The organism is Microbulbifer maximicatervae (SeqCode) (genome assembly GCF_052467225.1).
Genome location: NZ_CP174303.1, coordinates 4,751,504 through 4,776,362, shown reverse-complemented (window position 1 = coordinate 4,776,362; position 24,859 = coordinate 4,751,504). Strand labels below are relative to the sequence as shown.

The window sequence follows — 24,859 nt, the reverse complement described above, 5'->3', positions numbered from 1 at the left end:
CCTTCGCTTCCCACTTAAAGTGCCAGTGCCGCTTCCCGGGGGCTGGCAAACCAGCGTAGGGGTTCTGCCTCATCGGGTAGTCTTAAATCGTAGAAATGGGCTTCGCGACCAACTTTGCGAAGCTCTTTTTCTCCCATCATTAAATAGCTCTTAAGATCTAAGTTGCAACGGTTTTCCTGCTCTTGTTGCGTGTCTTTCTCAGTAAATGTCAGCTGAGAAATATCAAACGATGTCCTCATTTTCTTATCCTGATATCTCCATACGCCGGTGAGTGGGTCAAAACGGTAAAACGGCAACAATCTCCAGCCGTAGTTGGCGACCAGGGCCACTGCCTCCAATAAGTATTCGAAGGCCTCCTCGCTGATAAAATAGTTAAAGTTGAGTCTTATCCAACCGGGTCTCAGTACCTTCTGACCTTGCAGGATTTGTTCTTCCAGGGATTTACTGTGGGCCATATCGATGCCCAATAAAGCGTGTCCATAGGGACCGGCACAGGAGCAGCCTCCGCGAACCTGAATACCAAACAGGTCATTGAGCAATGCCACCACAAAACCGTAGTGAAGGTCCTTACTGTTCCATTTAATTCGCAGGGAGATGATGGATAGTCGTGCGGAGTCAGTATTGCCGAGTATCTCAATGGCCTCCTCCTCCGACCAGCGTTGCAGTGCCCGCTGTAAAAATTGGGTTTCGCGTCGACCAATCTCTTTTGCGCCCACCGTCTGTTGAAGTTTGAAAACCATACCGGCCCTGATCGACTCGATAATGGCTGGAGTGCCGCCCTCTTCACTGCGCTCGGCGTCTTCCAGATAGCGGTGATCTTCCGGTGTGACATAAAGGACGGTACCGCCTCCCGGTGTAGCAGGTACCGAGTTTTTCAGCAGATCTTCGTGTACAACCAGAATACCTGGGGTGCCGGGTCCTCCGATGAATTTGTGCGGGGAGATAAACACGGCATCCTTTTGGTAGTGGCTATCCGGCGTTGCTGGCCCTTGCATATTAATTTGCACATAGGGTGCTGCGGCGGCGTAGTCCCAAAATGATAAAGCTCCGTGTTTTTTAAGGAGTGCAGTCACTGCCTCTACATCTGTTTTGATTCCGGTTACGTTAGAGGCCGCAGAAAAACTGCCGATTTTGTGTGGTCTATGGGCATGGGCGCGCAGTTCTGATTCCAGTACTTCAAGGTCAAGTTTTCCACTTTGATCCAGTGGAATAGCGATTAAATCGGCAATGCTCTCTCGCCAGGGGAGTTCATTGGAATGGTGCTCGTATGGGCCGATAAAAATAACCGGGCGATCATGTTCGGGAATTCTACTTAAGAGCTGGTGTTGCCTATCCAGGTCTGCGGGCAGGCGCAAGTTGAGAATATCGATCAATTTGTTGATCGCCGCTGTTGCACCAGAACCACAAAAAATCACTTTATGGTTATCGCTGGCGTTGACTGCCTGACGAATTTCTTCACGGGCCTGCTCCCGTAGCGCGGTGGTATGGGCACCGGTATAGGAACTCTCGCTGTGGGTATTGGCATAGAAGGGCAGTACCTGCTGGCGGATAGTCTCTTCGATAAATGTCAGCGCACGACCGGAAGCTGTGTAGTCGGCGTACACCAGAGGACGTTTTCCAAACGGCGTTACGATTGCTTGCATATCGCCGATTACTGAGTCGCGGATGTGCTTTATCAGGTCTGTCATGATTTCCTTTCCCCTGTTTTGTGGGGCTCACTTTAGTCCCGAATGCTTGAAACAATGTCTCTACTTGTATCCTTTATTGTGTGATTTATGAATGATTGTGCCGATAATAAGATTTAAATCGTAAAACTGTGCCATTAAGCGTCATTTTGTGTGATTGGGCGAGGCGGGGACTGAGTGATGACTGAAGGATTAAGCAAACTGGATAGGGCAATACTCGAGCTGTTGCAGGCTGATGCGACCCTGTCAGTGGGGGACATTGCCGAGCGGGTTGGGATGTCCAAGTCGGCATGTTGGCGCCGCATTCACCGTCTTGAGAATGAGGGGGTGATTTGCGACAGGGTTACCCTCCTCGATCAGCAAAAACTGAACTTGCCGCTGACGGTCTATATTTCAATTCGTACCAACCAGCATAATGATCAGTGGGCCGCCCGTTTTAGCGAATTGATACAGGGGGTGGCTGAAATTCTTGAGGTCCATCGTATGAGTGGAGATTTGGACTATCTGATCAAAGCGGTAGTCACCGATATGCCTGGCTACGATCGTCTCTACAAGGAACTGATCAAGGCCGACCTGTTTGATGTCAGCTCCAGTTTTGTGATGGAGACGATGAAGCAGACAACCCGTTTACCGCTAAATCATGCATTGTCGAAATAGGGGTGGATTCTAGCCGCGTCGATTACTCCACCAGTGGCGCAATCGGGTTTCTCCCAGGGCGCGGTCACCCGGGGGGGCCTTAAGGCTGTTGCGAATCTCACTCCAGGCGTTGGAGTTCAACCACAGGTTCAGGGCGAGTACCACCAGCATGGTGGTGATAGAGCCGAGCCCCGCCAGCAGCATGTCTTTCTGCGCGTCCCAAATATCTCCTTGAGAGCCGAGGAAGGCTGCGCCCAATTCTGGAGAGACAGCTTTTGCCGCTTGCCACTCAATGATTTCGTAGATTGATGAGAGCGCAAAAGTCACGTCTACCGGGAAGAAATAGGCCCAGAATCCACGCAGCTGAGCCAGGCGCACAAGAATCTCTCGCACCGGATAGGCCAGGAGAAGGCCAAAGCTGAAATGCACCAGGCGGTCGTACATATTGCGATCGGAGCCCAGCCATTCCTGCAAGGTGTAGCCAAAAGGCGTTTCGGCATAGGTGTAGTGAGAGCCGATCACATGAAGGCACATGAAGATGGTGATCAATGTATAGGAGATATTCGATAAGGGAAAACTCCGTGCACTGATCAAAATGACCGGTAGAGCGGCAAATACCAGATAGTTCTCCAGCAACCAGTCATCGGGGTGCAGGGGGTTCCAGGCAGACCAGGCCCAGGTAATGGCAAAGGTGGTCAATAAGAACAGGTGGAACCAGTGTTGGCGAAGGAAAGTCTGCATATGTTTGGCGCCTCTACGTCGGGCTAGAGATTGGCGCCAGGATACACCATTGGAGGGGAATAGGAATTGCGTTGAATTACGGTCCGCTAATGCAATGCCGCGCGGTGTGGGAGTGCGGCAGTAATCGCGGCTTCCTCATCGAGTAATTCAGATAGCCTCGCTTCCACTTTTTCACGGGGAAAGTACTCCAGGGCGAGTTCGACAAATAGTTCGTGGTGGCGAGCTTCACTATCGGTGATGACCTGGTAGAAGGTCTTCAGGGGGCCAGATGGCAGTGCCTCAGCCACCAGTCCAAAGCGCTCGCACCCCCGCGCTTCGATGATCGCTGCGGTGAGCAGGCGGTCCATCAAGTATTCATCTGGCCCCTGGCGAATCAGTTGGCGCAGGGTGTTGATATACGGATCTTTCGCATCCGGTGCCTGGTAGATCCCTCGATCATGCATAATCTTGATAACCTGGCGGAAGTGGTTCATTTCTTCCAGTGCCAGGTTGATCATGGCTTCCACTAAAACGGGCTTGTCGGGATAGTGGGAGAACATGGATACCGCCATGCCGGAGGCCTTTTTCTCTGCGGCAGCATGGTCCTGCAGGAATCGATCAAAGTCGGCGAGCACCACTTGAGCCCAGGGTTTGGGGGTGTGAAATCGCAGTTCAAACATAGTCGATGGCGGTTAGTGCAAAGCGTCAGTATACCGCCACCGTTTCACTGCTCTAGAGCGTTATTGCTCCGGGGTAGAGTCAGCTGGCAATTCTGCGTTCGCGAACCTCCCGCTCTTGTTGAGTAACAATTCGGGCCTGTTCCAGGGACATGCCGGCCTTTGCGTGAGGGGTGGGCTTGCCATTTGCGTCCAGCGCGACAAAAACAATTTGGTCCACTTGCACAATCAGCTGTTGTGACTGTTTGTTGCGAACCTCGCAGTGGACTGTGAGCGAGGTTTGGCCGATACCAACCACCTCGAATCCAAACTCCACCACATCACCGCAGCAAGCGGAGCTGACGAAGTCAATTTCCGACATCAGTTTGGTGACCAGCATTGGAGTACCCATCTGGCAGCCGGCAAAGATTGCTGCTTCCTCATCAATCCAGGACAGTAGCTGTCCGCCAAACAGGCGCTGGGCGGGATTGAGGTCTCCGGGTTTCACACAGTGTCGCGAATAGTATTTCACTCTGACCTTCCTAACTTACTACAGGTTTAACAACGCTCGAGCCATCCCTGGCTTGCTGTATGACAGCGAAAAGCTTCCTTCACTGGTGAGACTGCATACAGCGTGCCAAGCCAGAAAAAGCGCGGTTGATGAATTTTCCTGTGGAAATATGTCAATTGGCCCTTTTGTGGCACCGGCTTGGCGCGACATTAATCACTGTAGCCCCTTTTATGTGCAGGAAAGTCAGGAAATATCGATTTCTTGTTTGGGTTTTGAACAGGATATGGCGCTTTGGCCGGGATAGTAGATATTTTGGACGTCATCTATCGATTGTGGGAAATACCGCTATGGGACTCCTCGGCGACAGAGATTAGAATGGCCCACGAACCTGACCCAGGCGTCGCACTCACGACCTTGGGTTGATAGTTCTCCGGAGCGCCACCAGCGTATCTGTAATCAGGTAACAACGATTCCCAAAAGACGAAGGGAGAGACTGTAAGGATGATCATCCAGCCGAAAGTACGCGGTTTTATTTGTACCAATGCCCACCCGCAGGGCTGCGCTGCTAACGTACGCGAGCAGATTGAGTATATTCAGTCCCAGCCAGCGGTCGAAAATGGGCCCAAAAAGGTGCTGGTGATAGGTGCCTCCACAGGCTATGGCCTGGCATCGCGAATTACAGCTGCTTTTGGTTGCGGCGCAAGCACCCTTGGTGTGTTCTTCGAGAAGCCGCCTACTGAAAAGCGCACGGCTTCTGCGGGTTATTACAATTCCGCAGCTTTTGAGCAGGAGGCCCACAAAGCGGGGCTTTACGCAAAGAGTATCAATGGCGATGCTTTTTCTGATGAGGTGAAAGCCCAGACTGTAGAGATGATCAAAGAAGACCTCGGTCAGGTTGATCTCGTGGTTTACAGCTTGGCATCCCCGCGTCGCACAGATCCGAAAAGCGGTGAGCTGTATAGCTCTGTCCTCAAGCCCATTAACAAATCTTACACTGCCAAGAATCTGAACACTGACAAGCTGGAGATCTCCGATATTACTTTGGAGCCGGCGAGCGACGAAGAGATCGCAAATACCGTCAAGGTTATGGGTGGTGAAGACTGGGAACTGTGGATGCAGGCCCTCGGTGATGCCGGGGTATTGGCTGATAACTGCAAAACTGTGGCTTATACCTATATCGGTGAAAAGTTGACCTGGCCGATTTATGGTCACGCGACTATCGGTAAAGCTAAAGAAGATCTTGATCGCGCGGCAAAAGCGATCACCGATAACGGTAAGGCTGCGGCTAACGTTGCCGTTTTGAAGGCGCTGGTTACCCAATCCAGCTCTGCTATTCCGGTGATGCCACTCTATATCTCTCTTGCGTACAAAATCATGAAAGAAGAGGGGACTCATGAGGGCTGTATCGAACAGCTATACCGCCTCTACACTGAGGGGCTCTATACCGATACTCCACGTCTCGATGATGTGAACCGTTTACGTATGGACGAGAAAGAGCTGCGCCCTGAGACCCAGGCTAAGATCGAAAAGCTCTGGCCAGAGGTAACTGCTGAGAACCTGTTTGACTTGACTGACTTCAAGGGCTATCAGGCGGATTTCCTCAAGCTGTTTGGATTTGGTGTTGATGGCATTGATTACGATGCAGATACCTCACCTATGGTAGATACCAAATTCGGCTGATTTTTTGCGGGACTCCATTTGGGAGTCCCGTTTCCCCTTCCGTAACGCACTCCTACAACTCTTCCTAGCAAAGCTGCATAATCCGGTTTTTCGGTTTATGGGGGTTTTTCAATGGAGTATCGCCAACTCGGCACCACCAACCTTAAGGTAAGCCAGATTTGCCTGGGCACCATGACTTATGGTGAACAAAATAATGAAGCTGAATCCGCTGAGCAACTCGACTATGCAATATCTCAAGGGGTTAACTTCATTGATTGCGCGGAAATGTATCCCGTACCGCCACGGCCAGAAACCCAGGGCCGAACCGAGGAATATATCGGCAACTGGTTGGCTGCGCGAGGAGGCAGGCACCAGGTTGTTGTCGCAACTAAAGTGGCGGGCCGCAGTGCCGCCAATTCAGGTGTTGGCCATATTCGCTCGGGTCCCCGCCTGAACCGAGAGCAGATTTTGCAGGCTTGTGACGATTCCTTAAAACGTTTGCGCACTGACTACATTGACCTCTACCAGGTCCACTGGCCTGAAAGGCAAACTAATTTCTTCGGGCGCCTGGACTATACCCACGGCAGCGACGATGGTGTGTCTATAGCTGAAACATTGGGCGCACTCGAAGAGTTGGTTGAGCAGGGCAAGGTTCGTCATATCGGTGTTTCCAATGAGACCCCCTGGGGTATGTTTGAGTACCTGCAGCAGTCGATTGCCTACGGGAAGCCAAGGATTGTATCGATTCAAAACCCCTACAGTCTTTTAAACAGGGCTTTTGAAGTTGGCTGCGCTGAAATTGCTATTCGCGAGAGATGTGGCCTATTGGCGTACTCCCCCCTCGCATTTGGGGTTCTTTCGGGTAAGTATCTGGGGGGAAGGAAGCCTGAGGGTGCGCGACTTACCCGCTATGATCGCTTTCAGCGCTACGCTGGAGAGCGAACCCTGGCTGCGACCCAGGCCTATGTGGATTTGGCCCGGGAGTTTGGTCTGGACCCTGCGCAGATGGCACTGGCATTCGTGAATCAGCAGCCATTTGTCACTTCAAATATCATTGGCGCCACAACTATCGAGCAATTGCGTTCCAATATTTCCAGCGTTGAAATTACCCTGGATGGTGAGCAATTAGCGGCTATCGAAGCTATACACCAGGGGAATCCCAACCCGGCGCCCTAAAAGGGCAGAGTCTGAATTCTATTGATGAAAGCCTGTGATGCCTCTGAAAGCCCCGCAGGAATAATGCGGGATGAATCAGGGGCTGCCCAACTATAATTGGGGTAGTCGCCATGAAAATATGGCTGCCAGAATAGATAGCGGTAATCGTTATGGAAACTACTGGACATCACACACTGAAGGACCTGTTTTCCCAGTTGGGGCTGGCGTCTGAAGATGCACAGATCCATGAATTTCTGGTCACGCACTATTTGCACCGCCATGAGAAGCTTTCCTCCGCCTCCTTCTGGAGTGATGGGCAACGAGAGTTCCTGGAGAATGCTATCTTGGATGATTCGGATTGGTGTGTCGCAGTGGATGAGTTGGACACCCTGTTAAGGCACTGACCTCCTGTGGCTGTTACGCAGTCCCTGCTCTCCTCGCATAGGGTATACTACGTCGTTTTCAACCGACTTAGGTTGCGCCTCGGCGCCACACCCTGATATAGATCTGATGGAAAAACCCCGATTTCGCGCGGCGCTGCTGCATCCTCGCTACTGGCTGACCTGGCTGCTTTTTGCACTATGGTTTTTGATCGCGCAATTGCCCTATCGCTGGCAGTTGGCCATGGGCCGTGCATTTGGCCGCCTAATGCTAAGAGTAGCTACCAGCCGGCGCACGATTGCTGAACGCAATCTCGCGCTGTGCTTCCCCGAGCTGGGGGAAGATGAGCGAGCTGAACTTCTTAGGCGTAATTTTGAGTCCAGTGGTATCGCCTTGATGGAAACCGGCATGGCCTGGTTTCGCTCTGCAGCGTGGTTACGGAAACGCTTTACCTTTGAAGGGCTGGAAGCCCTGCAGGCCATCCAGGCCCAAGGCCAGGGCGTTCTCCTGATGGCCATGCATTTCACTACCCTGGAAATCGGCGCCGCCATGATGGGGATGAGTATTACTCTCGATGGCATGTATCGGCCGCACAAAAATCCGGTTTATGACTACATGCAGCGCAAAGGGCGAGAGCGCCATACTGAGAATGGCAGTGTTTATCAGCGTAAAGATGTGCGCGGGGTATTGCGAGCCCTGCAGCGCGGGCGTGCGGTCTGGTATGCTCCGGACCAGGATTATGGGATTAAGCAGGGGATCTTTGCTCCTTTCTTCGATGTTCCCGCGGCGACTGTTACGGGAACCTCACGGTTCGCCAGGGTCGGCAAGGCCAAAGTGGTGCCCTATGTGGTAACACGACTGGATGATGGCTCAGGTTACCGTTTGAAGATTTACGATCCTATTGATCAGATCCCTTCGGGAGATGAGCTGCAAGATGCCATTTTGGTGAACCAGTTTATCGAAGCGCGTATTCGAGAGGCCCCAGAACAATACATGTGGGTGCATCGCCGTTTTAAGACCCGTCCTGAAGGGGCAGAAAACGTGTATCACGGGGTACGCAAAAAGAAAAAGAAACGCAAAAGAGTGGCGAGCTAGTCGCACTGGCGCAGATACCCTGGCCTAAGTAACATACTGAACTGACTCTGGCGGTGGTATTCCGGGTGGAGTGCAAAAATAAGGAGTGAGGATGTTAACCGGTAGTATGGTGGCCCTGGCCACCCCAATGTACGCAGACGGAAGCCCGGATTGGGACAGTCTGCACAACCTCGTTGAGTGGCATATCGAGCAGGGGACCCGAGCACTGGTTGCTGTGGGGACTACCGGTGAATCTGCAACCTTGGACTTCAATGAGCACATTGAGGTTATTCGACGTGTTGTGGACCAAGTGGCAGGTCGAGTGCCAGTGATTGCTGGAACTGGCGCAAATTCTACTTCTGAAGCGATTGACCTTACAGAGAATGCCGCCCGATGTGGTGCAGATGCCTGCCTGCTGGTTACACCTTATTACAATAAGCCCACCCAAGAAGGCCTCTACCAGCACTATCGTGCGGTGGCCAAGGCTGTCTCCATTCCCCAAATTCTCTACAATGTTCCCGGCCGCACAGCAGTTGACATGTTGCCGGAGACGGTACAGCGCCTGGCGTTGGTCAGCAATATCGTAGGCATCAAGGAAGCCACCGGTGATCTGGAGCGGGCTAAGGTTTTAATAGATACTCTGCCCGAAGGGTTTGCCGTTTACTCTGGCGACGATAGTACCGCGGTTGAACTAATGTTACTGGGTGGTCATGGAAATATTAGTGTAACCGCTAATGTGGCCCCCGCAGCAGTGGCCCAAATGTGTGAAGCTGCGCTGGCCGGTGATGCGGTGACTGCACGGACAATTGACCAGCGAATACAAATATTGCACAAAGTGCTGTTTTTGGAGTCCAACCCGATACCGGTGAAATGGGCTCTCCGGGAGATGGGTCGTGTCGACGGTGGAATACGCCTGCCTCTGACAAGTTTATCCCCTGAGCACCACGGAACAGTGCGCGAAGCTCTGCGCAGTGCCGGTGTACTCTAAACCCGCGAACTGAGAATTAACCAGGATAGCTTTAATGAAAAAATTGACCGTTGGAGCCGGGCTCTTTATCTCCAGTATTACACTGGCGGGGTGCGGTGTGTTCGGCAACGATGGCTATTTCCGCGATCGCAGTAATGATTACCAGCATGCCGATAGCCTGACGCCTCTGCGGATACCTGAAGGTGTTAATACCAAGCATCAGGAGGAACTCTATGAGATCCCCCAGATTGCAGGAGAGCAGCTGGCCCAAGGGGAATTTGAAGTTCCGCGTCCTCAAGCGCTTTCAGTGAATGCGGGTCTGGAGAGAGTAAAGATTCAAAAGCTCGGCGGAAATCGCTGGGTGCTGGTATCCCAGCCTCCTGAAGAGGTGTGGCCCCAGTTGCACCAATTCCTTCGCAGCTCAGGCTTGAGTATAGAAATGTCAGATGCCAATGCGGGTGTGATGGAAACTGCCTGGATGGCCTTTAAAGAGAGCCCTGACACTAAAGATAAGTATCGCTTGCAGGTAGAGACCGGTGTGCAACCCGATACGACAGAGATTCATGTACGCCACTTGTCTGTGCCTTCTGCAGCCCCGGTTGGCGGTAGCGTTAATTGGCCAGACCGCTCTTCGAGCCCTGAGCGAGAAGGGTGGATGATTGATGAAATGTCCACGGCACTGGCGTCAGAAACAGCTGCTGCTACAGCGTCTTTGGTTGCCCAGGCAATTGGTAGCAGCTCACTTAAGGTCCAGTTGAGGGAGCCTGCTGGTCATGAGCCCTATATTGCAATGGGGCTCGAAATGGATCGGGCCTGGGCTACTGTCGCTCATGCTGTGAATTCTGGTGCTTATCGTCTACACCGTGAAGATTCCGATATTGGACTTTTTTACGTCACCTACGATGAAGACCGTGCACTTGCTTCTGATGAGGAAGATGGCGACGGAGGCTGGTTCTCCTGGGGTAGCAAGAGCGATGAAGACGAGCTGGCAGAGAGCGCTGATCAGGTAAGCCTACAGCAGATCTTGGCTGGAATTGATATGACTGAGGGTGCTGAACCTGCTCTCTTCAAGGAAATCAAAGGCCTGGGAGTAGGAACCGCTACAAGCGAGGCTTATCCCGGTTATCTGATTGTTATTCGTGGCAATGACGATGAGATTGAAGTGCGCGTGCGCGATACTCGCGGACAGCCGCTTTCAAAGAATGAAGCTTCCCAGCTGCTTCAATCTATCCAGCAGAACCTTATTTAATGGGCCTGCGCTTCGCCTCTTTGGGAAGCGGCAGTAAAGGCAATGGAACAGTGGTCGCCAGTGGCGACCACTTTCTTTTGGTTGACTGCGGTTTTACCATCAAGGAAACCGAACGCCGTATGGCGCGGCTCGGTATGTCTCCCGCTGATATCTCTGCGATTGTGGTTACCCACGAACACAGTGATCACCTCTCTGGTGTAGGTCCACTTGCGCGCAGATATGGCCTGCCTGTCTACCTGACGCCCGGTACTTTTAAGGCGCGTGATATTGGCAGGTTACCGGAGCTGCACTTAATTGAGGGGCACCAGCCCTTTGTCGTCGCTGATATTGAAGTAACCCCGGTCGCGGTTCCCCACGATGCTCGTGAGGCGGCGCAGTTTGTGTTTCGCTGTCGCGGTAGCAGTCTGGGCTTGTTGACGGATCTGGGAACTATCACCCCTCATGTTGAAGCGCACTTTGGTGATTGTGATGCCTTGGTTCTAGAGGCAAATCACGACCCTCTGATGCTCGCTCAAGGACCCTATCCACCTTCGTTGAAGCGACGGGTTGGAGGTGCCTATGGCCACCTGAGTAATCAGCAGGCTGCTGGCTTTCTACAGCGCGTTGGCTATGAACAGCTACAGCACCTGGTTGTAGCCCATATCAGTGAAAAAAATAACAGTCTTGCCCTGGCAAAGGAGGCCCTGGCAGAGGTTACCGAAACAGTGGAGAGCTGTATTTTTGCCTGTCAGCAGGAAGGGTTTGACTGGCTTACAGTGGAAAGCCGAAGTTAAGGTCGCTATCTATCCCCAGCTTATATCTGTTTAAATGCGACAAAATTGTTTGTCGTATTTAAACGGGGTGGGCTATGGAAATACTACTGGTTTATTTGTTGGTCGGTGCTGCTGCTGGAACTATTGCCGGACTATTTGGCGTAGGTGGTGGCCTGATCATTGTTCCTGCCTTGGTTTTTGTTTTCACCGCCATGGGGATATCCCCTGAAATCCTCACCCACATGGCTGTGGGCACCTCCCTAGCAACAATCATTGTCACTTCAATCAGTTCAGTGCGCGCTCACAATAAGAAAAGGGCGGTGGACTGGAAGATCTTTGGAATTATGGCTCCAGGCATTTTAATCGGCTCCTGGGCCGGTGGTGCCACTGCTGAATTACTCCCCGGTGCCTGGCTGCAGCTGCTGATAGGCGTCTTTGCGATCGTGATTGCGGTGAGGATGTGGCTTAGTGGTGCCCGGCACGATCAATTAACGGAGGGGGCCGGCAACTTGCCAAGGTCATCTTTATTGCTATCTGCTGGGGGAGTTATCGGCTGGGTATCGGCGATTTTTGGTATCGGTGGGGGCTCACTAACCGTTCCATTTTTATCCCGTTGCCGGGTGAAGATGCAGCGTGCGGTCGCTACGTCGGCGGCTTGTGGTCTTCCCATTGCGGTTGCGGGTGCGCTGAGCTTTGGTTTCCAGGGCTGGGGCAATCAGCTTCTACCAGAATGGAGTAGTGGCTATGTGTACTGGCCTGCGTTTTTTGGAATCGTTGTCACCAGCACGTTTTTTGCCCGCTTTGGTGCCAATCTCGCCCATCGCCTTTCTCCCAAAATGCTTAAGCATTGCTTTGCCGTTTTGCTGTTTATTATTGGGGCGCGCTTTATCTGGCTGAATGTCGGTCTGTTACAAGGCTTGCTTTAGGCGAGGGAAAATAAAAAAGGCCACTGCACAGCAGTGGCCTTTTTTTGGAATACAGCTAAGTATTAGGCCGTTTTAGTAGAGCCTTCAGCTGTCGCAGTATTCTGGGGTGCTTCTGAGTCAGTTTCCCAGTACTTGGACTTGAGACTGATCAGGGCCAGGATGATACCCACTCCGATTGTGAACAAGCTGATTTGCAGGAACAGGTTTGGCATCTCAGCAACATTGTTCGGATCAAAGTTACCTGACAGAAGACCGGCAAAGAGGTTGCCGATAGAGTAAGTCAGAACAAAGACACCCATCATCTGGCCAGCAAAGCGGCGAGGAGAAAGTTTACTTACTGCACTCAGGGCCACCGGGCTCAGGCAGAGTTCACCGACAGTGTGCAGGAAGTAAGTAGCTACCAGCCAGTAAGGAGCAACTTTCAGGCCCGCTGCTGCGTATTGAGCGGCAAAGAACATTACCAAGAAGCCACTGGCCATGATGATCAGGCCAAGTGCACATTTCAGCCCATAGGATGGGGTGATCATGCGTTTGCCCAGGTTAATCCACAGCGCGGCAAAGAAGGGGGACAGGGTAATGATAAAGATGGAGTTAAAGCTTTGTAGCCAGGAGGTTGGCATTTCAAAGCTGCCAATCAGGCGATCCGTGTAGTCGCGGCCGAATAGGTTCAGTGAGGAGCCCGCTTGCTCGAAGCCCGACCAGAAAAAGGTAGAGGCTACACAGACTAGGAATAGCGCCCACATTTTCTTTTTCTCTGACCCGCTCAGCTGGCCGCCAAAGTAGATAAAGCCAAAGTAGGCAAGGAAGGTCAGGGTGAAGGCTACAGCTACGTACTTGGCTATTTCTACCGGGTTGATGGTGATAGTGCCATTCATCACGAAGCCGGTAATCACTGCAACACCGACTACAACAGCACCAATTATGCGCCAAGCCAGTTTTGCCTTTTCTGGCGAAAGTGGGTTCTCGGGATTGAGGCTTGCGTCCCCCAGATTGTGGATAGTGCGGCGATACTGGATCAGGCCAATAGCCATCCCCACAGCAGCGGCACCAAAGCCCCAATGCCAACCGACATTTTCACCGAAGTACCCGCAGACGGCATAACCGATGATTGAGCCCATGTTGATGCCCATATAGTACAGTGCGTATCCACTGTCGCGGCGAACATCATCTGGTTGGTACAGGTGTCCAACTGCTGCACTGATATTGGGCTTGAGCAGGCCGGTGCCGGTAGCAACAAGGATCAAGCCTATAAAGAAGCTCCAACTGGTTGGGATAGCGAGCACAATATGGCCACACATAATGATGATGCCGCCGTACCATATGGTGCGTTGTCCTCCTAGTAGGCGGTCTGCAATCCAGCCACCGGGCAGGCCGAGGAAGTACACGGCGCCAGTGTAGAGCCCATAAATAGCTCCGGCTGCTGCAACGGTAAAGGCCAAGCCCTCTTCCTGAAGGCTGGCTGTCATAAACAGCACAAGCAGGGCTCGCATACCGTAATAACTCATCCGCTCCCACATTTCAGTGAAGAAAAGTGTCGAGAGCCCTTTGGGGTGGCCAAAAAAGCCGGCGTCATTCTGGTCTGTATTTGACGACATAAGCTGAAATTCCAGTTGTTATAGCTCTAATGCAATATGCTGTTGCATATTAGGAAGGCAGCCTGGCCAGGGAACTGAAATTTCGGTGCCCTTTGGCTAGCCAGGTAATTCATCCGTGTGTCAGAGTACTATTTTTTTCCTGTATTGCTCTTGTTTAAAGAGGTTGGGACCGATCTGGATTTGGACTGGGTGTTTCCAGCCAGCTCAAAGGCCCAAATGTTTGTAGCGCCTACCTCCTGCGTAACTTGGAAAGTTTACCAGCTGTCTATTTAACAGGCGAACTGTTGTGAGGTTATTCATAAAAATGGCAACAGGGTACTTTGTGAGTCTGTAAATTAGAGTTAAATCCTGTTGTAGTCCTAATCTTGAGGGGAAATAACTGTGAAGCTTCTATTCGGACTTACTCTGGTGCTACTAACCACTGGTTGCTCCCAGTCTCCAATTCGTCATGTGGAAATTGCAGATAGCGACCTTGTGTTAAGTGGCAAAGCGGTTTTCGGCAGGGCAGTTGAGCATTTAGAACTACCAGATGAAGATTTATTAGATCTTGATAGCAATATAGAGTCTTACCTCAATACAATTTCTCCCGGCTTAGCTCCTGATACACGGTTAAGGGGACTACTAAGTGCTTTCCGTCAGGGAAATATGCAATTTGAATACGATGCCGATACTACCCTTCCCGCAGTAGAGGCTTACCACCGAAAGCGTGGCAATTGCCTGACCTTCACCTTAATGATGGTTGCTATGGCTAGGCAATTGGGTGCCCATGCCTATTTTAATGAGGTAGATGTACCGGCAGTTTGGACTCAAGATGAGGCCGAAATCTTCGTTGTCTACCGCCATGTGAATATGGTGTCCGAGCATGCGCGGGGTCGGCGAGTGGTTGACTTAAACTTGGCCGCTTACGATCCGATCTACAAGCAGCAAAAGCTTGAGGATCGAGTTGCTTTTGCGCTCTATTACAGCAATCGGGGGGTTGAGCTGATGCGCGAGGGGGAAGAGAAACAAGCATTTTTGTATCTGCGCAAAGCTATTCAGTTGCACCCGGATAGGGCGGATCTCTGGTCAAATCTAGGAGCTTTCTACAGCCACTTTAACCATCTTGATGAAGCTGAACAGAGTTATTTACAGGCGTTAAACCTACAAAAGGGAAACCTTGTTGCCATTAGTAATTTAGAGCGGTTGTACCGTAGTACAGGTAGGGAAGTGCTGGCTGATGGCTACGCTGACCGAGTTCGCTATCACCGTGAGAGAAACCCTTATTACATTTACTATCGGGCGCGTGAAGCTTATGAAAATGGCAAGTTTAAGCTCGCTGAAAAGCGCCTCCGAAGGGCTCTAAGAGCCGATAGTAGCGATCACCGATTTCATTTTTTGTTGGGGTTAACCCGGTACCAGCTTGGGGATGTAGCGTCTTCCAAGCAGAGCTTTTCGGAGGCATTTTCACTGGTAAATAATCTAGCCGTTAAAAATAGATATATAAATAAGTTAGAGTTCTTAATGGGCGCTGGGGAGTAGTCGGTGTAAGAGCGCTCGTAACTTTATTTTCGAATACTTCACTAGAAAAAATAAGGGCGCCAAATGGCGCCCTTATCGAGTTGACTTATAAAGTCAGTACTTAGAACTGGTAACTAACACCAGCCCAAGCGTAGCGGCCTTGGAAGTCGTAAGTACCATTCCAATCGCTACCAGAGGTAGTAGACGGCTCGCGATCGGTGACATTGTCGATACCAGCGGTTAGGCGTGTAGATTCATTAACATCCCAGCCTGCTTTCAAGTTCAGGTAGGTATGTGAAGGCATATCCACATAGGGGCTATGGCCATCACCGATGTACTGAATGTCTGCTCCAAAGTCCCAGCTGTCGGCATACCAGGTTGCACTGGCCAGTCCGCGCCACTTGGTGTATGCATCGCCGGTCGTACCAATGTAATCGACGTAGTCAGTAGTTTGGTCGGTTTGGGTGTTGTACTCCTCATACTCAAGCAGGTGGGTCGCTTGAGCGCGCAGAGCCAGTTTGCCCGCATCGTAGTAAAGGTTTTGTACTACGTCGATATCAATACCACTGGTGTTAATCTCGCCGATGTTCAGCAGAGAGCCTTCCAGGTAGTCAATTTGCCCACTGGTTCCACGGCTAACAAGGTCACAGGCAGTACTGATACCGTCGCGGTAGCAGTCATTCAAAATCTGCTGGGTGTCAGCATCTGTGATGGCATCTTTGATTTGAATATCGAAGTAGTCCAAAGTGATGGACAGGTCTTCGACAAAGCTAGGTGTCCAAACAATACCAGCAGTAAAACTTGTTGATTCTTCAGGTTGAAGATCTTCGTTACCACCGATGTTGGTCGGTACCTGTGAGCCTGCTTGGGTGAAGCTTGTGCTTACCATACCGCAGTTAGCGCCCTGGCCATCCTTATTGTTACTGCTAGTGTCACAGGGGTCAATCAGGTAGCTGTAGCTTTGTGCTGTGCCGCTATAGAGTTCATAGATGCCTGGAGCACGGAACGCTGTAGACAGGCTAGTACGGAAACGCAGGTTCTCAGTTGGTGCATATACTGCACCAAGCTTATAAGTTGCCTGGCCACCAAATGTATCGTAGTCGGAATATCGAACAGCCGCGTCAACAGACAGTTCCTCCGCATAGTTTAAACCGGCCAGAATAGGCAGGTTAAACTCGGCAAACACCTCAGTTACTGCGAAATCACCAGAAGTTGCATCTTGCTGATTGCTAAATGTAGAACCGGTTTGAGTTTCTTCACTGGGGTTAAATTCGCCAGACTCCTCTCGATATTCAAGACCAGCAGCAAACCCTAAGGCACCGCCTTGGAATTGAACTTGTTCGATGTCTCCAGTCAAGCTCGCGCCGACATTGAGCATATCGTACTCGTTGTCTTCGCGATCGGTGTAGCTGATGTAGTCGATAACTTCATCGCTCATGCCGCCGAGGAACTGAATATCCTCGTCAGCAATTCCACTTTCCCCATCCAGGATTTCCTGCAGCATTGTTTTGCTGATGGAATTTGCGACAGTGTTTTCACCTTCGTTTTTACCGTAGCTTACGAAAGCATCCCAGCCCCAACCATTGGCAAGATCTCCGCGCAAGCCGCCGAGAATGCGGTAGGTTTCAGTTTTCTGTTCGGAATCGCGAGTTCCACCGGCGACAGGGCGCAGACGAACGTCGGACAGGCCAGCTTCCCAGCTATCGCCATGGCCTGCTGTTGGTGCTGTAGGCTTCAGATCCTCAGGGCTACCTTGTTCTTCCCATTCGGCAACGGCGGCATTGTAAGCTGCGAGTTCAATCTGGTAAGCATCTTCAGCTTCCTGCCATGCTTCGGCCAATTGCTCTTGAACTTCATCTGAGAGATGGTCAGCAGTCAGGTTGAGGCCATTGCCAGCATACATGGGCTGAGCGGCAAGTTGCTGATTGGTTGTTTTCAGGGTGTAAGAGCCTTCCCCGTAAAACTCAATGTCGTCGGTGATAGAGTAAGAGCCGCTACCTGTGAAGCTAGTGCGCTCCATGGATCCGGAAAGCCACATGTATTGGCCGATATCATAGCTGGAGTAATCACCTAAAGTGACACCGTCATCGGCAACACTAAAACTGCCGTAGTCGGTAAATATATTACCGGTGGGAGACATGGAGCTTTGCAGGCCCGCCCAGTCACGGTCCTCATAAGTGATTTCGTCGCGTTTACTGTGAGTTACGTTACCGATGAACTGACCACGATCGAACTCTTTACCAAAGGTGATAGATAGTTCGCCATTCTCACCGCCACCGGCTTCGGTTGCACCCGCACGAGCATTTATGCGAACGCCATCGAAAGAGTCTTTCAAGACAACGTTAATTACACCTGCAACCGCATCGGAGCCGTATACAGCAGACGCACCATCAGTTAGTACTTCAATGCGGTCGATCATATCTACTGGGATATTGTTCATGTCTACAGCAGAGGCAACGCCGGAGCTGGAAGATACGAAGCGACGGCCGTTAACAAGGACCAAGGTACGTGCAGAGCCTAGGTTACGAAGGTCTACAAACGAAAGGCCAGCACCGCCATTGTTGTCGTTAGCATTGATACCAGTGGTACCCATTGATGGCAGCTGGTTCAGAAGCTCGTCAATGGTGCCAACACCTGAACGTGCGATGGTTTCGGAGTCAACTAAAGTGATTGGGCCTGTAGTGGATAGCGGGTCACGAGCGATGCGCGAACCAGTAACAATTACTTCTTCTACCTCTGCGCCAATCTCAGTGGACTCTTGGGCGAAAGCGCCTGTGCTGGCGAGGGTGCCAAGAGCAGCTATAGCAATGCTCAGTTTGGTCTTAATCATAGTGGAACCTTCTTATACTTAAGGTGCTTATAATGCTTTTTATGATATGGGTGTAAATGTGACAAAGCTGACTTTAATGCATTGCGCGGAAATATGGAACTATCTTGATGGTTTAATGATCAATCTGCTTGTATGCACCAGAATAATCAAGATGAAGTTTTTGGTTGTTTTTTGATTTTTTTAGGCTGAATAGCTCAATAAACTGATAAAAAAAGCTGTATTTTTCAATATATCGACTAATTGTAGTTGATAATGTTTTTTAGGCGGCCTGTTTGTCATAGGCTGGGTGATGCCAAATATGGGTGGATTTAGCCATTGTTCTGAGCATGAGGCCGAGGTTCAACTAGGGCCTTTGAAGGAATTGGATGCGTAGGAAATGATTCTATCGTGCTTTTATTTCGGTAATCTTTGCATGCGAGAGGCTTTTGGGTGCCCAGGATTTAATTGTATTTAAAGCATTTATATTTTTGCCAATTAGATTCCTTGCCTCATAACGTTAGAATATAGTCCCACACTCGTTCGATCCAATATGTATTTTTTAACACATTCCCCCTAAGCCTATCTGCAAGATTGAAAAATATGAGCTGAAATGAGTCTATTTTTGTAGCGAAGCTCGTATTTTAATGCCCCTCTACTTTGTAGGGAGGGCTTCGTGGTCACGGATTAATTGTTTCGGGTGGATTGGGTAGCAAATTGACTTTTCCAATAGTATGAATCTATAGCTTGCCCCCCTTTTTTATTGGGCTGATGCCAGATGGCTTGGGAGTTGTAGCTGCTAGGTTTTGTGTATAGGTGCATAAAGTATCTACTAATCTTATTGCACGTTGCAGGCGTTCTTCTTTTTATGGCTATGGGAAGGAGTGTTTATTTAGCCTTCAAAAAGATTGGGTTTTAATAAGCGTATTTGGTGCGATGGTCTTTTTAAGACAATAGTGCGGTTCTAAAAGAGGTTTGGGGCAAAGAAGATTAATATAGCGGGTTGCTTTTATTGTATCTCTGAAAGGAGATATATTTCGCGACCAGTATATGCGCTAGAGATGATATCAGTATAGAATCTAAGTTCGAGTCGATACAATAATGTTTTTTAATCAAGGAGAGGGAATAATGGGCTTGAAAGCAGTTTTAGTTGGTCTTTGCACGATTATGCTTGTTGGCGGATGCGCTACTAAGTCGGTAGTTGATGATGAGGGCGCAAAAAACGATCTTGCGGGCGCTTCGACTGGTAATACTGAATCATCTGAAAGCCGCTTAGTATGTAAAGTTCGGTCTATCACAGGGTCTCGCTTTAAAGAGAAGACCTGCATGACGGTGGAAGAGTGGCAGAGTGTTGCTGAGGACTCAAAAAATATGGTGGACTCGGCTCGTCGTAAGGGTGCACAGGGAAACCCTAACGAATATTAATGGTGCTTGAGTGACCCTTCTCTTACAGGGGAGGGTCTATTCTTTTATCTTTTGCTTTCCCTCCGATACTCTTCCTCCCATTCTAAAATTAGTTTGGCTGTAAAAATGACAAATCGATCAGAGTTTCTAAAAGAGCTAAGGCGTGCTCATAAAGCAATTGCATCCTCAAAATTACCTGAGGCAGAAGGTATATTGCTGGCAATGTTGAATTTAGGTGTTGAGCGTGAACTGATTTTTGCGGAGATTTGTCAGTTCTATATTTCCAGCAAGCAGGCAGAAAAGGCAGATTACTACCTGAAAAAATTTCTGTCAATTAAACCCTCTAATATGACATATGTCCTTAACTTGGCTTCAGGATGTGTATCTGCTGGGATGAGTGCGAGTGCGGTGGAAATGTACCGGTACGCATTGTCTCTCAATGCGAATCAACCGAATTGTTTGTTTAACTTGGCTTTGCAATTAAGGAAAGTTGGTGAGCTTGAGGCATCAGCTGAAGCATATAAAAAAGCAATTGAGCTTAAAATTGATGGGCAAGAAGAGGTCTACAATAACCTTGCGTTAGTGTACCTAGATATGAATTGTTTAGAGTTGGCTGGCAATTTTTTTGAGAGGGCCCTTTCTGTAGACCCAAATTATATTCCTGCTTTATTTAATCTTGCAGGGCTTGCTGAGGAGCGAGGGGATAAAGCTCATTCAAGAAAGTTATATAGAAAGATACTTTCACTTGATTCAAAATATTATCCCGCTCTTAGCAGGTTGGTGTATCAAAGCGATATTGAGAGAAAGGATGATCCACTTGTAGTTGAGTTAGAAGCTGCTTTGTTAGCTGGCATAGATTCTCCACTAGAGCGTGAAGAACTGCTGTTTTCTCTCGGAAAAGCTCTCGATGACTGTGCTGAGTATGATGCAGCCTTTGAGGCTTACCATAAGGCTAACGAGGTTGGTCGATTGAGGTTTCGTGCGTATCGAAAGGATTTGCAGGAGAAATACACTCAGGACCTTATCTCAACTTTTGATCAGGCGTGGGCTGACAGCTTGCCGCAAAGAGGGGGATTTGCTCCTATATTTATTTGTGGGATGCTTCGTTCCGGATCGACCTTATTAGAGAAAGTGTTAAGTGGCCACTCCCAAGTGACCGCTGGAGGAGAGCTTGATTTTATTTCAAGGCAGGTAAGGAACTTTGGTGATACATATTTTTCAAAAATTAAAAGTGGAACTGCTGATTTTTTTGAAACTATAGCTTTAGCTTATGAGGAGCATGTTACGAAGAGGTTTGATGTGAGAGGACATTTCACTGATAAGAGGCCTGATAATTTTTTGCATATAGGTTTTATTAAGAGTCTTTTTCCTCAGGCGAAGATTGTGTGGACGAAAAGAAATTTACTGGATAACTGCCTGTCTGTTTATTTTCAGCAGTTAGGAGCAGGAATGAATTATTCTGTAGATCTTGAATGGATAGGGCATTACTACCGGCAGCAAGAGTTAGTAATGGAGCATTGGAGGCTTCTTTTTCCTGATTCCGTCTGCTGTGTGGATTATGATAAGTTTGTTTGCTCTCCAGAAGATGAGCTTGAGAAGTTGTTGAAATTTATTGGGCTCGACTGGGAAGGTGCCTGTCTTAATTTCTCAGCTAGAGAGGGTGTAGTGAAAACTGCGAGTATTTGGCAGGTTAGGAAGTCTCTTTATAAAAAATCTTCTGGGCGTTATAGAAACTATAAGAGGCACCTTCAAGGAATTCAGTAGGTTGCTTTAAAGTGTAGCTTTTAGCTTTACTTATAAGTCCCTGAAATTTTAGGGGTTGATGTAGGGTGATTTGCTAGTCGTCTCTACGTTTCTTTTCCAATTACTCGTCAATATAGTTTTTATTAGTATTTTTGGAGGAGCTCTCGGTGCTTTGATTTTAGGTGTTTTCGGCCTTTCAATTGAATTTATTATGTTAGTGCCTTTAATTTTGATCAGGTTGAGGGGCTACCTTCTGTGGGACTAGTTAGTGATTGTTGCGAATAGCTAAAATGCTTGAGCTTGATCAGTATTTAAAGTAATTGGCTGGATGCATAAAAAAAGGCGCGACATTTTGTCGCGCCTTTTTTGACTTTCAATTTATGAACAAAGAATGTTTAGAAATCGACAGTCAGCCCCAAGAAGGCATAGCGGCCCAAGGCGTCATAGATGCCTGGGAATGTATTGCCGTTACCGTAGATGCCGGAACCGGCATCAGAGGTCAAGGGTGGCTCTTTGTCAAAGACATTGTTGATACCGCTGCGGATAGTTACGTTATCGGAAGCCACCCAGGCAGCAGACAGGTCAAAATAGTTGATTGCATCAAAGTCTGCATTATTTGCGCCTAGGTCAGTCACACTACCAATATGGCGCCAGCTACCGTTGATATCCACGTTCCAGGGAGTGGACCAGGTCGCTCGCAAAGTGCTGACAAACTCAGGTGTTGGGGTGCCACAAGAGCTGTTCCAGTAACCCGCACACTCTTCGGTCGGCTGGCCTTCGAACTCCTGCTGGTCCCACTTGGTGAGGTAGGTAGCGATGAAGTTCATATCTACAGCGCCGTAGCTGCCTACATCAAAGCCGTAGTTGGCATTGATATCAAAACCTTCGGTTTCGAAGTAGCCAATATTTACGTCAGTAGCGGTAATAGATGCGTCGCCAATCCACAGGTTGCCGTTGCCGCCACGGTTGATTGCGCCACAGAACAGGTCATCGCCGGTTTCGATACACTTGTCGAGGATGGTTTCTGGTTGGATAGAGGCAATTGCGTCTTCAACAGTGATATTGAAGTAGTCAATACTAAGGGTCAGCCCGTCAACAAACTCTGGAGAATAAACAAAGCCGAATGACAAGGTGTCAGAATTCTCTGGGGACAAATCTGGGTTGCCACCGCCAATATAATTGTACTGGCCGGCAGGTGAATCGATCTGGTTGCCGTAAGTTTGCGCAGTAATACCGCTATTCATACACTGTTCTAAGGTGTAGGAAGGCTCAACTACAGTGCCATCAGCTTCTGTGCGGGAGCCACATGGGTCGTAGTCCATATCGAACAGCTGGATGGATTGTGCGCGATACAGTTCACGGATGTTAGCGTGGCGTACAGCAGACTGGAAGCTGGCACGGACTTTGAGGTCGTCAATCGGTTGCCAGTCAGCAGCAACTTTGTAAGTGTTGGTTTGCTCGTCAGTTGAATAGTCGGAGTAGCGATAAGCTAACTCCAATCCCAAATATTCAGCACCAGGCATACCGCTGATAAGGGGGACATTCATCTCACCGAAAATTTCTTTAACGTTGAGAGATCCATCTACAGGCAGGGTTGGGCCGCCCTGGCCGGCACCTTCACCATTTTGGTAGCCCATGTCTGGTGAATAGTTCAGCTTTTCACGGCGACTCTCAAGACCCATTACAACGGCAATGCCACTTTCGGCAGTTGGAAGCTTCCAGCCGTAGTCGGTCAGGTCACCCGTTACATAACCAGAAAGAATTTCCTGATCGGTAGTACCGCGGGCATACAGAGGGAGAACCAGGTAGTCAATGGCTTCTTGGGTTACGCCATCTGCTGAGAAAATATCCCAAGGTACACAGTTGGGGTCGGATCCATCGATCACAGACTGACAAACAGCGTTGCCATCTTCATCTTCTCGAACATCCAGGGCGCGGCGGATATTGGTTACAGACATATCGTTGTAATAGGTCTGTTCCAGGCTTACCTCGGAGTACTGGTAGTAAACGTCGTAGTTCCAGTTGTCGTTGATATCTCCGCGCAAACCAAATACACCACGGAATGTCGTGTGGCGCATATCATCTTGACGAGGGCCGCCTTCAACATTGCGTCGACCAATGTAAAGGGCACCTGGGTTTTCGGTTGTCAATCCAGTGTCTTCGTCGGTATTTACGACGTTTAAGTCACTGACATAGTTATCTTCGGTCAGGCCGTAAACGCCACAGAAAGCTTCAAACTGTTCGTCAGAGAGCAGAGGGTTACCACAGTAAAGATCGCTGGTAACAAAGAAGGCGCCGGAGGGGGCAATCTGAGCAACGGTGCGGTCATCAGCGTACATCAGCTGGGCATAAGCTTCTGCGTGCTCATTGATTTCATAGTGGCCAAAAGCGCCCATAGTCCAGCGCTCATCTGGACGTTGGAAGTAATTCAGTGGGCCGTAGTTGTAAGGGCGAGAGAAGTCGACAAGCTCGCCGTTATCCCCGAGGCTGTAATCAAAGCCTTCAGTGGTGTCCCCGTCATTCAAACCGAAGTCGGTAAAGCGGCCCCAGGGCACAGTGGAGGAACCGCCACAGGCGAAGTTGTCAGAGCTGCCGGACAGGCTACAACCACTGTAATCGCGATCGGACTGAAGAACCGCATCAATTTTACGGTAGTTGGCATATGCAGTAACGTTACCGCGCCCATTGTCCAAGTTTGCACCCATGATCAATGAGAAATCATCGGTGTGACCGTCAGTTACGCTGCCGTCAGCAACATCGTAGCCACTCTCTTCTACCAGACGCTGCATACTGCTGTTGTCATTATTGTGCTGGTAGACACTAGTTTGAGTTTCAAAGCGTACCCCTTCAAAATCATCTTTCATGATGAAGTTGACAACGCCTGCGATTGCGTCAGAACCGTAGGTCGCAGAAGAGCCGCCAGTCAGCACTTCAACTCGCTCAACGAGTGCACCGGGTATTTGGTTCAGGTCAGCACCAGAGCCGCCGGCAAGAGGTGAGCCAGCAGGCATTCTACGGCCATCAATAAGTACCAAGGTGCGCTGAGATCCTAAGCCGCGAAGGGAAACGGTTGCGGTACCAGTGGAGCCATTAGCCTGCCCGGCTGTTTGGGTTGCGGCAACTTGTGGTAGGTCATTGATCAGGTCTTCAACACGAACTACACCTGTTGCTTTTAGGTCTTCAGCACTAACGGAAGTAACAGGGCTTACGCTTACGTCATTGGCGCGCTCGATTCTGGACCCGGTTACCACAACCTCTTCAACCATTTCTGCATCTTGTTGTGCAAAAACAGGAGTAGCAGGAACCATAACAGCAGCGGCGGTGAAGCCGATGGCTCCTTTTACGGCTGCAGATAGGAGGTTCTTTTTCATTGTCAATCCTCTCTTGATCGTTGGATTTATAGTCTGTTGTCATTAATGACGATTACTGGAAGTAGCTACCCC

The 24,859-nt window shown here is 49.7% G+C and carries 19 protein-coding genes; 12 read left to right on the top strand and 7 right to left on the bottom strand.

Annotated features, from left to right (window positions below; genetic code table 11):
* Positions 1-14: 14 nt before the first annotated feature.
* On the bottom strand, positions 15-1,688 hold the full coding sequence (locus tag ACJJIZ_RS20695) for an aminotransferase class V-fold PLP-dependent enzyme (protein ID WP_444914711.1): 1,674 nt from the start codon (positions 1,686-1,688) through the stop codon (positions 15-17).
* A 177-nt stretch (positions 1,689-1,865) separates the two neighbouring features.
* Between ACJJIZ_RS20695 and ACJJIZ_RS20690 the strand changes: the two genes are divergently transcribed.
* The gene (locus tag ACJJIZ_RS20690; RefSeq protein WP_444914710.1) at positions 1,866-2,342 is read left to right on the top strand and encodes an Lrp/AsnC family transcriptional regulator; all 477 of its coding nucleotides are present in this window, start codon (positions 1,866-1,868) and stop codon (positions 2,340-2,342) included.
* Positions 2,343-2,351: 9 nt separating this feature from the next.
* On the opposite strand, the gene ACJJIZ_RS20685 is transcribed toward ACJJIZ_RS20690, so the two are convergent.
* The 3 genes from ACJJIZ_RS20685 to ACJJIZ_RS20675 form a co-directional block, all read right to left on the bottom strand.
* Positions 2,352-3,062, bottom strand: coding sequence for a DUF2238 domain-containing protein (locus tag ACJJIZ_RS20685; protein WP_444914709.1), 711 nt, complete (start codon positions 3,060-3,062; stop codon positions 2,352-2,354).
* A gap of 86 nt (positions 3,063-3,148) precedes the next feature.
* Positions 3,149-3,721, bottom strand: coding sequence for a tRNA-(ms[2]io[6]A)-hydroxylase (locus tag ACJJIZ_RS20680; RefSeq protein ID WP_444914708.1), 573 nt, complete (start codon positions 3,719-3,721; stop codon positions 3,149-3,151).
* Positions 3,722-3,800: 79 nt separating this feature from the next.
* Positions 3,801-4,229, bottom strand: a complete 429-nt coding sequence (locus ACJJIZ_RS20675; RefSeq protein WP_108731868.1) for an acyl-CoA thioesterase — start codon at positions 4,227-4,229, stop codon at positions 3,801-3,803.
* A 480-nt stretch (positions 4,230-4,709) separates the two neighbouring features.
* Between ACJJIZ_RS20675 and fabV the strand changes: the two genes are divergently transcribed.
* From fabV to ACJJIZ_RS20635, 8 genes are all read left to right on the top strand, one after another.
* A complete protein-coding gene (gene fabV / locus ACJJIZ_RS20670) occupies positions 4,710-5,888 on the top strand; it encodes an enoyl-ACP reductase FabV (RefSeq protein WP_444895132.1) in 1,179 nt (392 codons plus the stop codon).
* A 111-nt stretch (positions 5,889-5,999) separates the two neighbouring features.
* Positions 6,000-7,043 (top strand): NADP(H)-dependent aldo-keto reductase, encoded by a 1,044-nt coding sequence (locus tag ACJJIZ_RS20665; protein WP_444912153.1) that lies wholly within the window; start codon positions 6,000-6,002, stop codon positions 7,041-7,043.
* Between the two features lie 149 nt (positions 7,044-7,192).
* Entirely contained in the window at positions 7,193-7,426 is a 234-nt protein-coding gene (locus tag ACJJIZ_RS20660) for a DUF2789 family protein (RefSeq protein ID WP_413664456.1), read from the top strand.
* 106 nt (positions 7,427-7,532) lie between these two features.
* A complete protein-coding gene (gene lpxL / locus ACJJIZ_RS20655; protein ID WP_444895130.1) occupies positions 7,533-8,498 on the top strand; it encodes an LpxL/LpxP family Kdo(2)-lipid IV(A) lauroyl/palmitoleoyl acyltransferase in 966 nt (321 codons plus the stop codon).
* Positions 8,499-8,589: 91 nt separating this feature from the next.
* Positions 8,590-9,465 carry a 4-hydroxy-tetrahydrodipicolinate synthase gene (dapA, locus tag ACJJIZ_RS20650; protein ID WP_444914707.1) on the top strand — a complete coding sequence of 292 codons (876 nt, stop codon included), beginning with the start codon at positions 8,590-8,592 and terminating at the stop codon, positions 9,463-9,465.
* A gap of 34 nt (positions 9,466-9,499) precedes the next feature.
* The gene (locus ACJJIZ_RS20645; protein ID WP_444914706.1) at positions 9,500-10,693 is read left to right on the top strand and encodes an NlpB/DapX family lipoprotein; all 1,194 of its coding nucleotides are present in this window, start codon (positions 9,500-9,502) and stop codon (positions 10,691-10,693) included.
* Complete coding sequence (locus tag ACJJIZ_RS20640; protein WP_444914705.1) at positions 10,693-11,466, top strand: MBL fold metallo-hydrolase; 774 nt, start codon at positions 10,693-10,695, stop codon at positions 11,464-11,466. Before ACJJIZ_RS20645 ends, ACJJIZ_RS20640 begins: the two co-directional genes overlap by 1 nt.
* A gap of 74 nt (positions 11,467-11,540) precedes the next feature.
* Positions 11,541-12,371: a sulfite exporter TauE/SafE family protein gene (locus tag ACJJIZ_RS20635; protein WP_444906357.1), complete on the top strand. Its 831-nt coding sequence runs from the start codon at positions 11,541-11,543 to the stop codon at positions 12,369-12,371.
* 62 nt (positions 12,372-12,433) lie between these two features.
* Here the strand turns inward: ACJJIZ_RS20635 and ACJJIZ_RS20630 are convergent, their stop codons facing one another.
* The gene (locus tag ACJJIZ_RS20630) at positions 12,434-13,966 is read right to left on the bottom strand and encodes a peptide MFS transporter (RefSeq protein WP_444914704.1); all 1,533 of its coding nucleotides are present in this window, start codon (positions 13,964-13,966) and stop codon (positions 12,434-12,436) included.
* Between the two features lie 381 nt (positions 13,967-14,347).
* On the opposite strand from ACJJIZ_RS20630, the gene ACJJIZ_RS20625 reads away from it, so the two are divergent.
* A complete protein-coding gene (locus ACJJIZ_RS20625) occupies positions 14,348-15,484 on the top strand; it encodes a tetratricopeptide repeat protein (RefSeq protein WP_444914703.1) in 1,137 nt (378 codons plus the stop codon).
* Between the two features lie 100 nt (positions 15,485-15,584).
* Here the strand turns inward: ACJJIZ_RS20625 and ACJJIZ_RS20620 are convergent, their stop codons facing one another.
* On the bottom strand, positions 15,585-18,293 hold the full coding sequence (locus ACJJIZ_RS20620; protein ID WP_444914702.1) for a TonB-dependent receptor plug domain-containing protein: 2,709 nt from the start codon (positions 18,291-18,293) through the stop codon (positions 15,585-15,587).
* A gap of 1,104 nt (positions 18,294-19,397) precedes the next feature.
* On the opposite strand from ACJJIZ_RS20620, the gene ACJJIZ_RS20615 reads away from it, so the two are divergent.
* Both ACJJIZ_RS20615 and ACJJIZ_RS20610 read left to right on the top strand, forming a co-directional pair.
* The gene (locus tag ACJJIZ_RS20615) at positions 19,398-19,694 is read left to right on the top strand and encodes a hypothetical protein (protein ID WP_444914701.1); all 297 of its coding nucleotides are present in this window, start codon (positions 19,398-19,400) and stop codon (positions 19,692-19,694) included.
* Positions 19,695-19,799: 105 nt separating this feature from the next.
* Positions 19,800-21,437 (top strand): tetratricopeptide repeat-containing sulfotransferase family protein, encoded by a 1,638-nt coding sequence (locus tag ACJJIZ_RS20610; protein ID WP_444914700.1) that lies wholly within the window; start codon positions 19,800-19,802, stop codon positions 21,435-21,437.
* A gap of 374 nt (positions 21,438-21,811) precedes the next feature.
* Here the strand turns inward: ACJJIZ_RS20610 and ACJJIZ_RS20605 are convergent, their stop codons facing one another.
* On the bottom strand, positions 21,812-24,787 hold the full coding sequence (locus ACJJIZ_RS20605) for a TonB-dependent receptor plug domain-containing protein (protein WP_444914699.1): 2,976 nt from the start codon (positions 24,785-24,787) through the stop codon (positions 21,812-21,814).
* Positions 24,788-24,859: the final 72 nt, after the last annotated feature.

What these genes read in the sequence shown, in the direction of transcription:
- ACJJIZ_RS20695 (WP_444914711.1), bottom strand. Translation starts at nt 1,688, where the DNA reads ATGACAGACCTGATAAAGCACATCCGCGACTCAGTAATCGGCGATATG.
- ACJJIZ_RS20690 (WP_444914710.1), top strand. Translation starts at nt 1,866, where the DNA reads ATGACTGAAGGATTAAGCAAACTGGATAGGGCAATACTCGAGCTGTTG.
- ACJJIZ_RS20685 (WP_444914709.1), bottom strand. Translation starts at nt 3,062, where the DNA reads ATGCAGACTTTCCTTCGCCAACACTGGTTCCACCTGTTCTTATTGACC.
- ACJJIZ_RS20680 (WP_444914708.1), bottom strand. Translation starts at nt 3,721, where the DNA reads ATGTTTGAACTGCGATTTCACACCCCCAAACCCTGGGCTCAAGTGGTG.
- fabV (WP_444895132.1), top strand. Translation starts at nt 4,710, where the DNA reads ATGATCATCCAGCCGAAAGTACGCGGTTTTATTTGTACCAATGCCCAC.
- ACJJIZ_RS20665 (WP_444912153.1), top strand. Translation starts at nt 6,000, where the DNA reads ATGGAGTATCGCCAACTCGGCACCACCAACCTTAAGGTAAGCCAGATT.
- ACJJIZ_RS20660 (WP_413664456.1), top strand. Translation starts at nt 7,193, where the DNA reads ATGGAAACTACTGGACATCACACACTGAAGGACCTGTTTTCCCAGTTG.
- lpxL (WP_444895130.1), top strand. Translation starts at nt 7,533, where the DNA reads ATGGAAAAACCCCGATTTCGCGCGGCGCTGCTGCATCCTCGCTACTGG.
- dapA (WP_444914707.1), top strand. Translation starts at nt 8,590, where the DNA reads ATGTTAACCGGTAGTATGGTGGCCCTGGCCACCCCAATGTACGCAGAC.
- ACJJIZ_RS20645 (WP_444914706.1), top strand. Translation starts at nt 9,500, where the DNA reads ATGAAAAAATTGACCGTTGGAGCCGGGCTCTTTATCTCCAGTATTACA.
- ACJJIZ_RS20640 (WP_444914705.1), top strand. Translation starts at nt 10,693, where the DNA reads ATGGGCCTGCGCTTCGCCTCTTTGGGAAGCGGCAGTAAAGGCAATGGA.
- ACJJIZ_RS20635 (WP_444906357.1), top strand. Translation starts at nt 11,541, where the DNA reads ATGGAAATACTACTGGTTTATTTGTTGGTCGGTGCTGCTGCTGGAACT.
- ACJJIZ_RS20630 (WP_444914704.1), bottom strand. Translation starts at nt 13,966, where the DNA reads ATGTCGTCAAATACAGACCAGAATGACGCCGGCTTTTTTGGCCACCCC.
- ACJJIZ_RS20620 (WP_444914702.1), bottom strand. Translation starts at nt 18,293, where the DNA reads ATGATTAAGACCAAACTGAGCATTGCTATAGCTGCTCTTGGCACCCTC.
- ACJJIZ_RS20615 (WP_444914701.1), top strand. Translation starts at nt 19,398, where the DNA reads ATGGGCTTGAAAGCAGTTTTAGTTGGTCTTTGCACGATTATGCTTGTT.
- ACJJIZ_RS20610 (WP_444914700.1), top strand. Translation starts at nt 19,800, where the DNA reads ATGACAAATCGATCAGAGTTTCTAAAAGAGCTAAGGCGTGCTCATAAA.
- ACJJIZ_RS20605 (WP_444914699.1), bottom strand. Translation starts at nt 24,787, where the DNA reads ATGAAAAAGAACCTCCTATCTGCAGCCGTAAAAGGAGCCATCGGCTTC.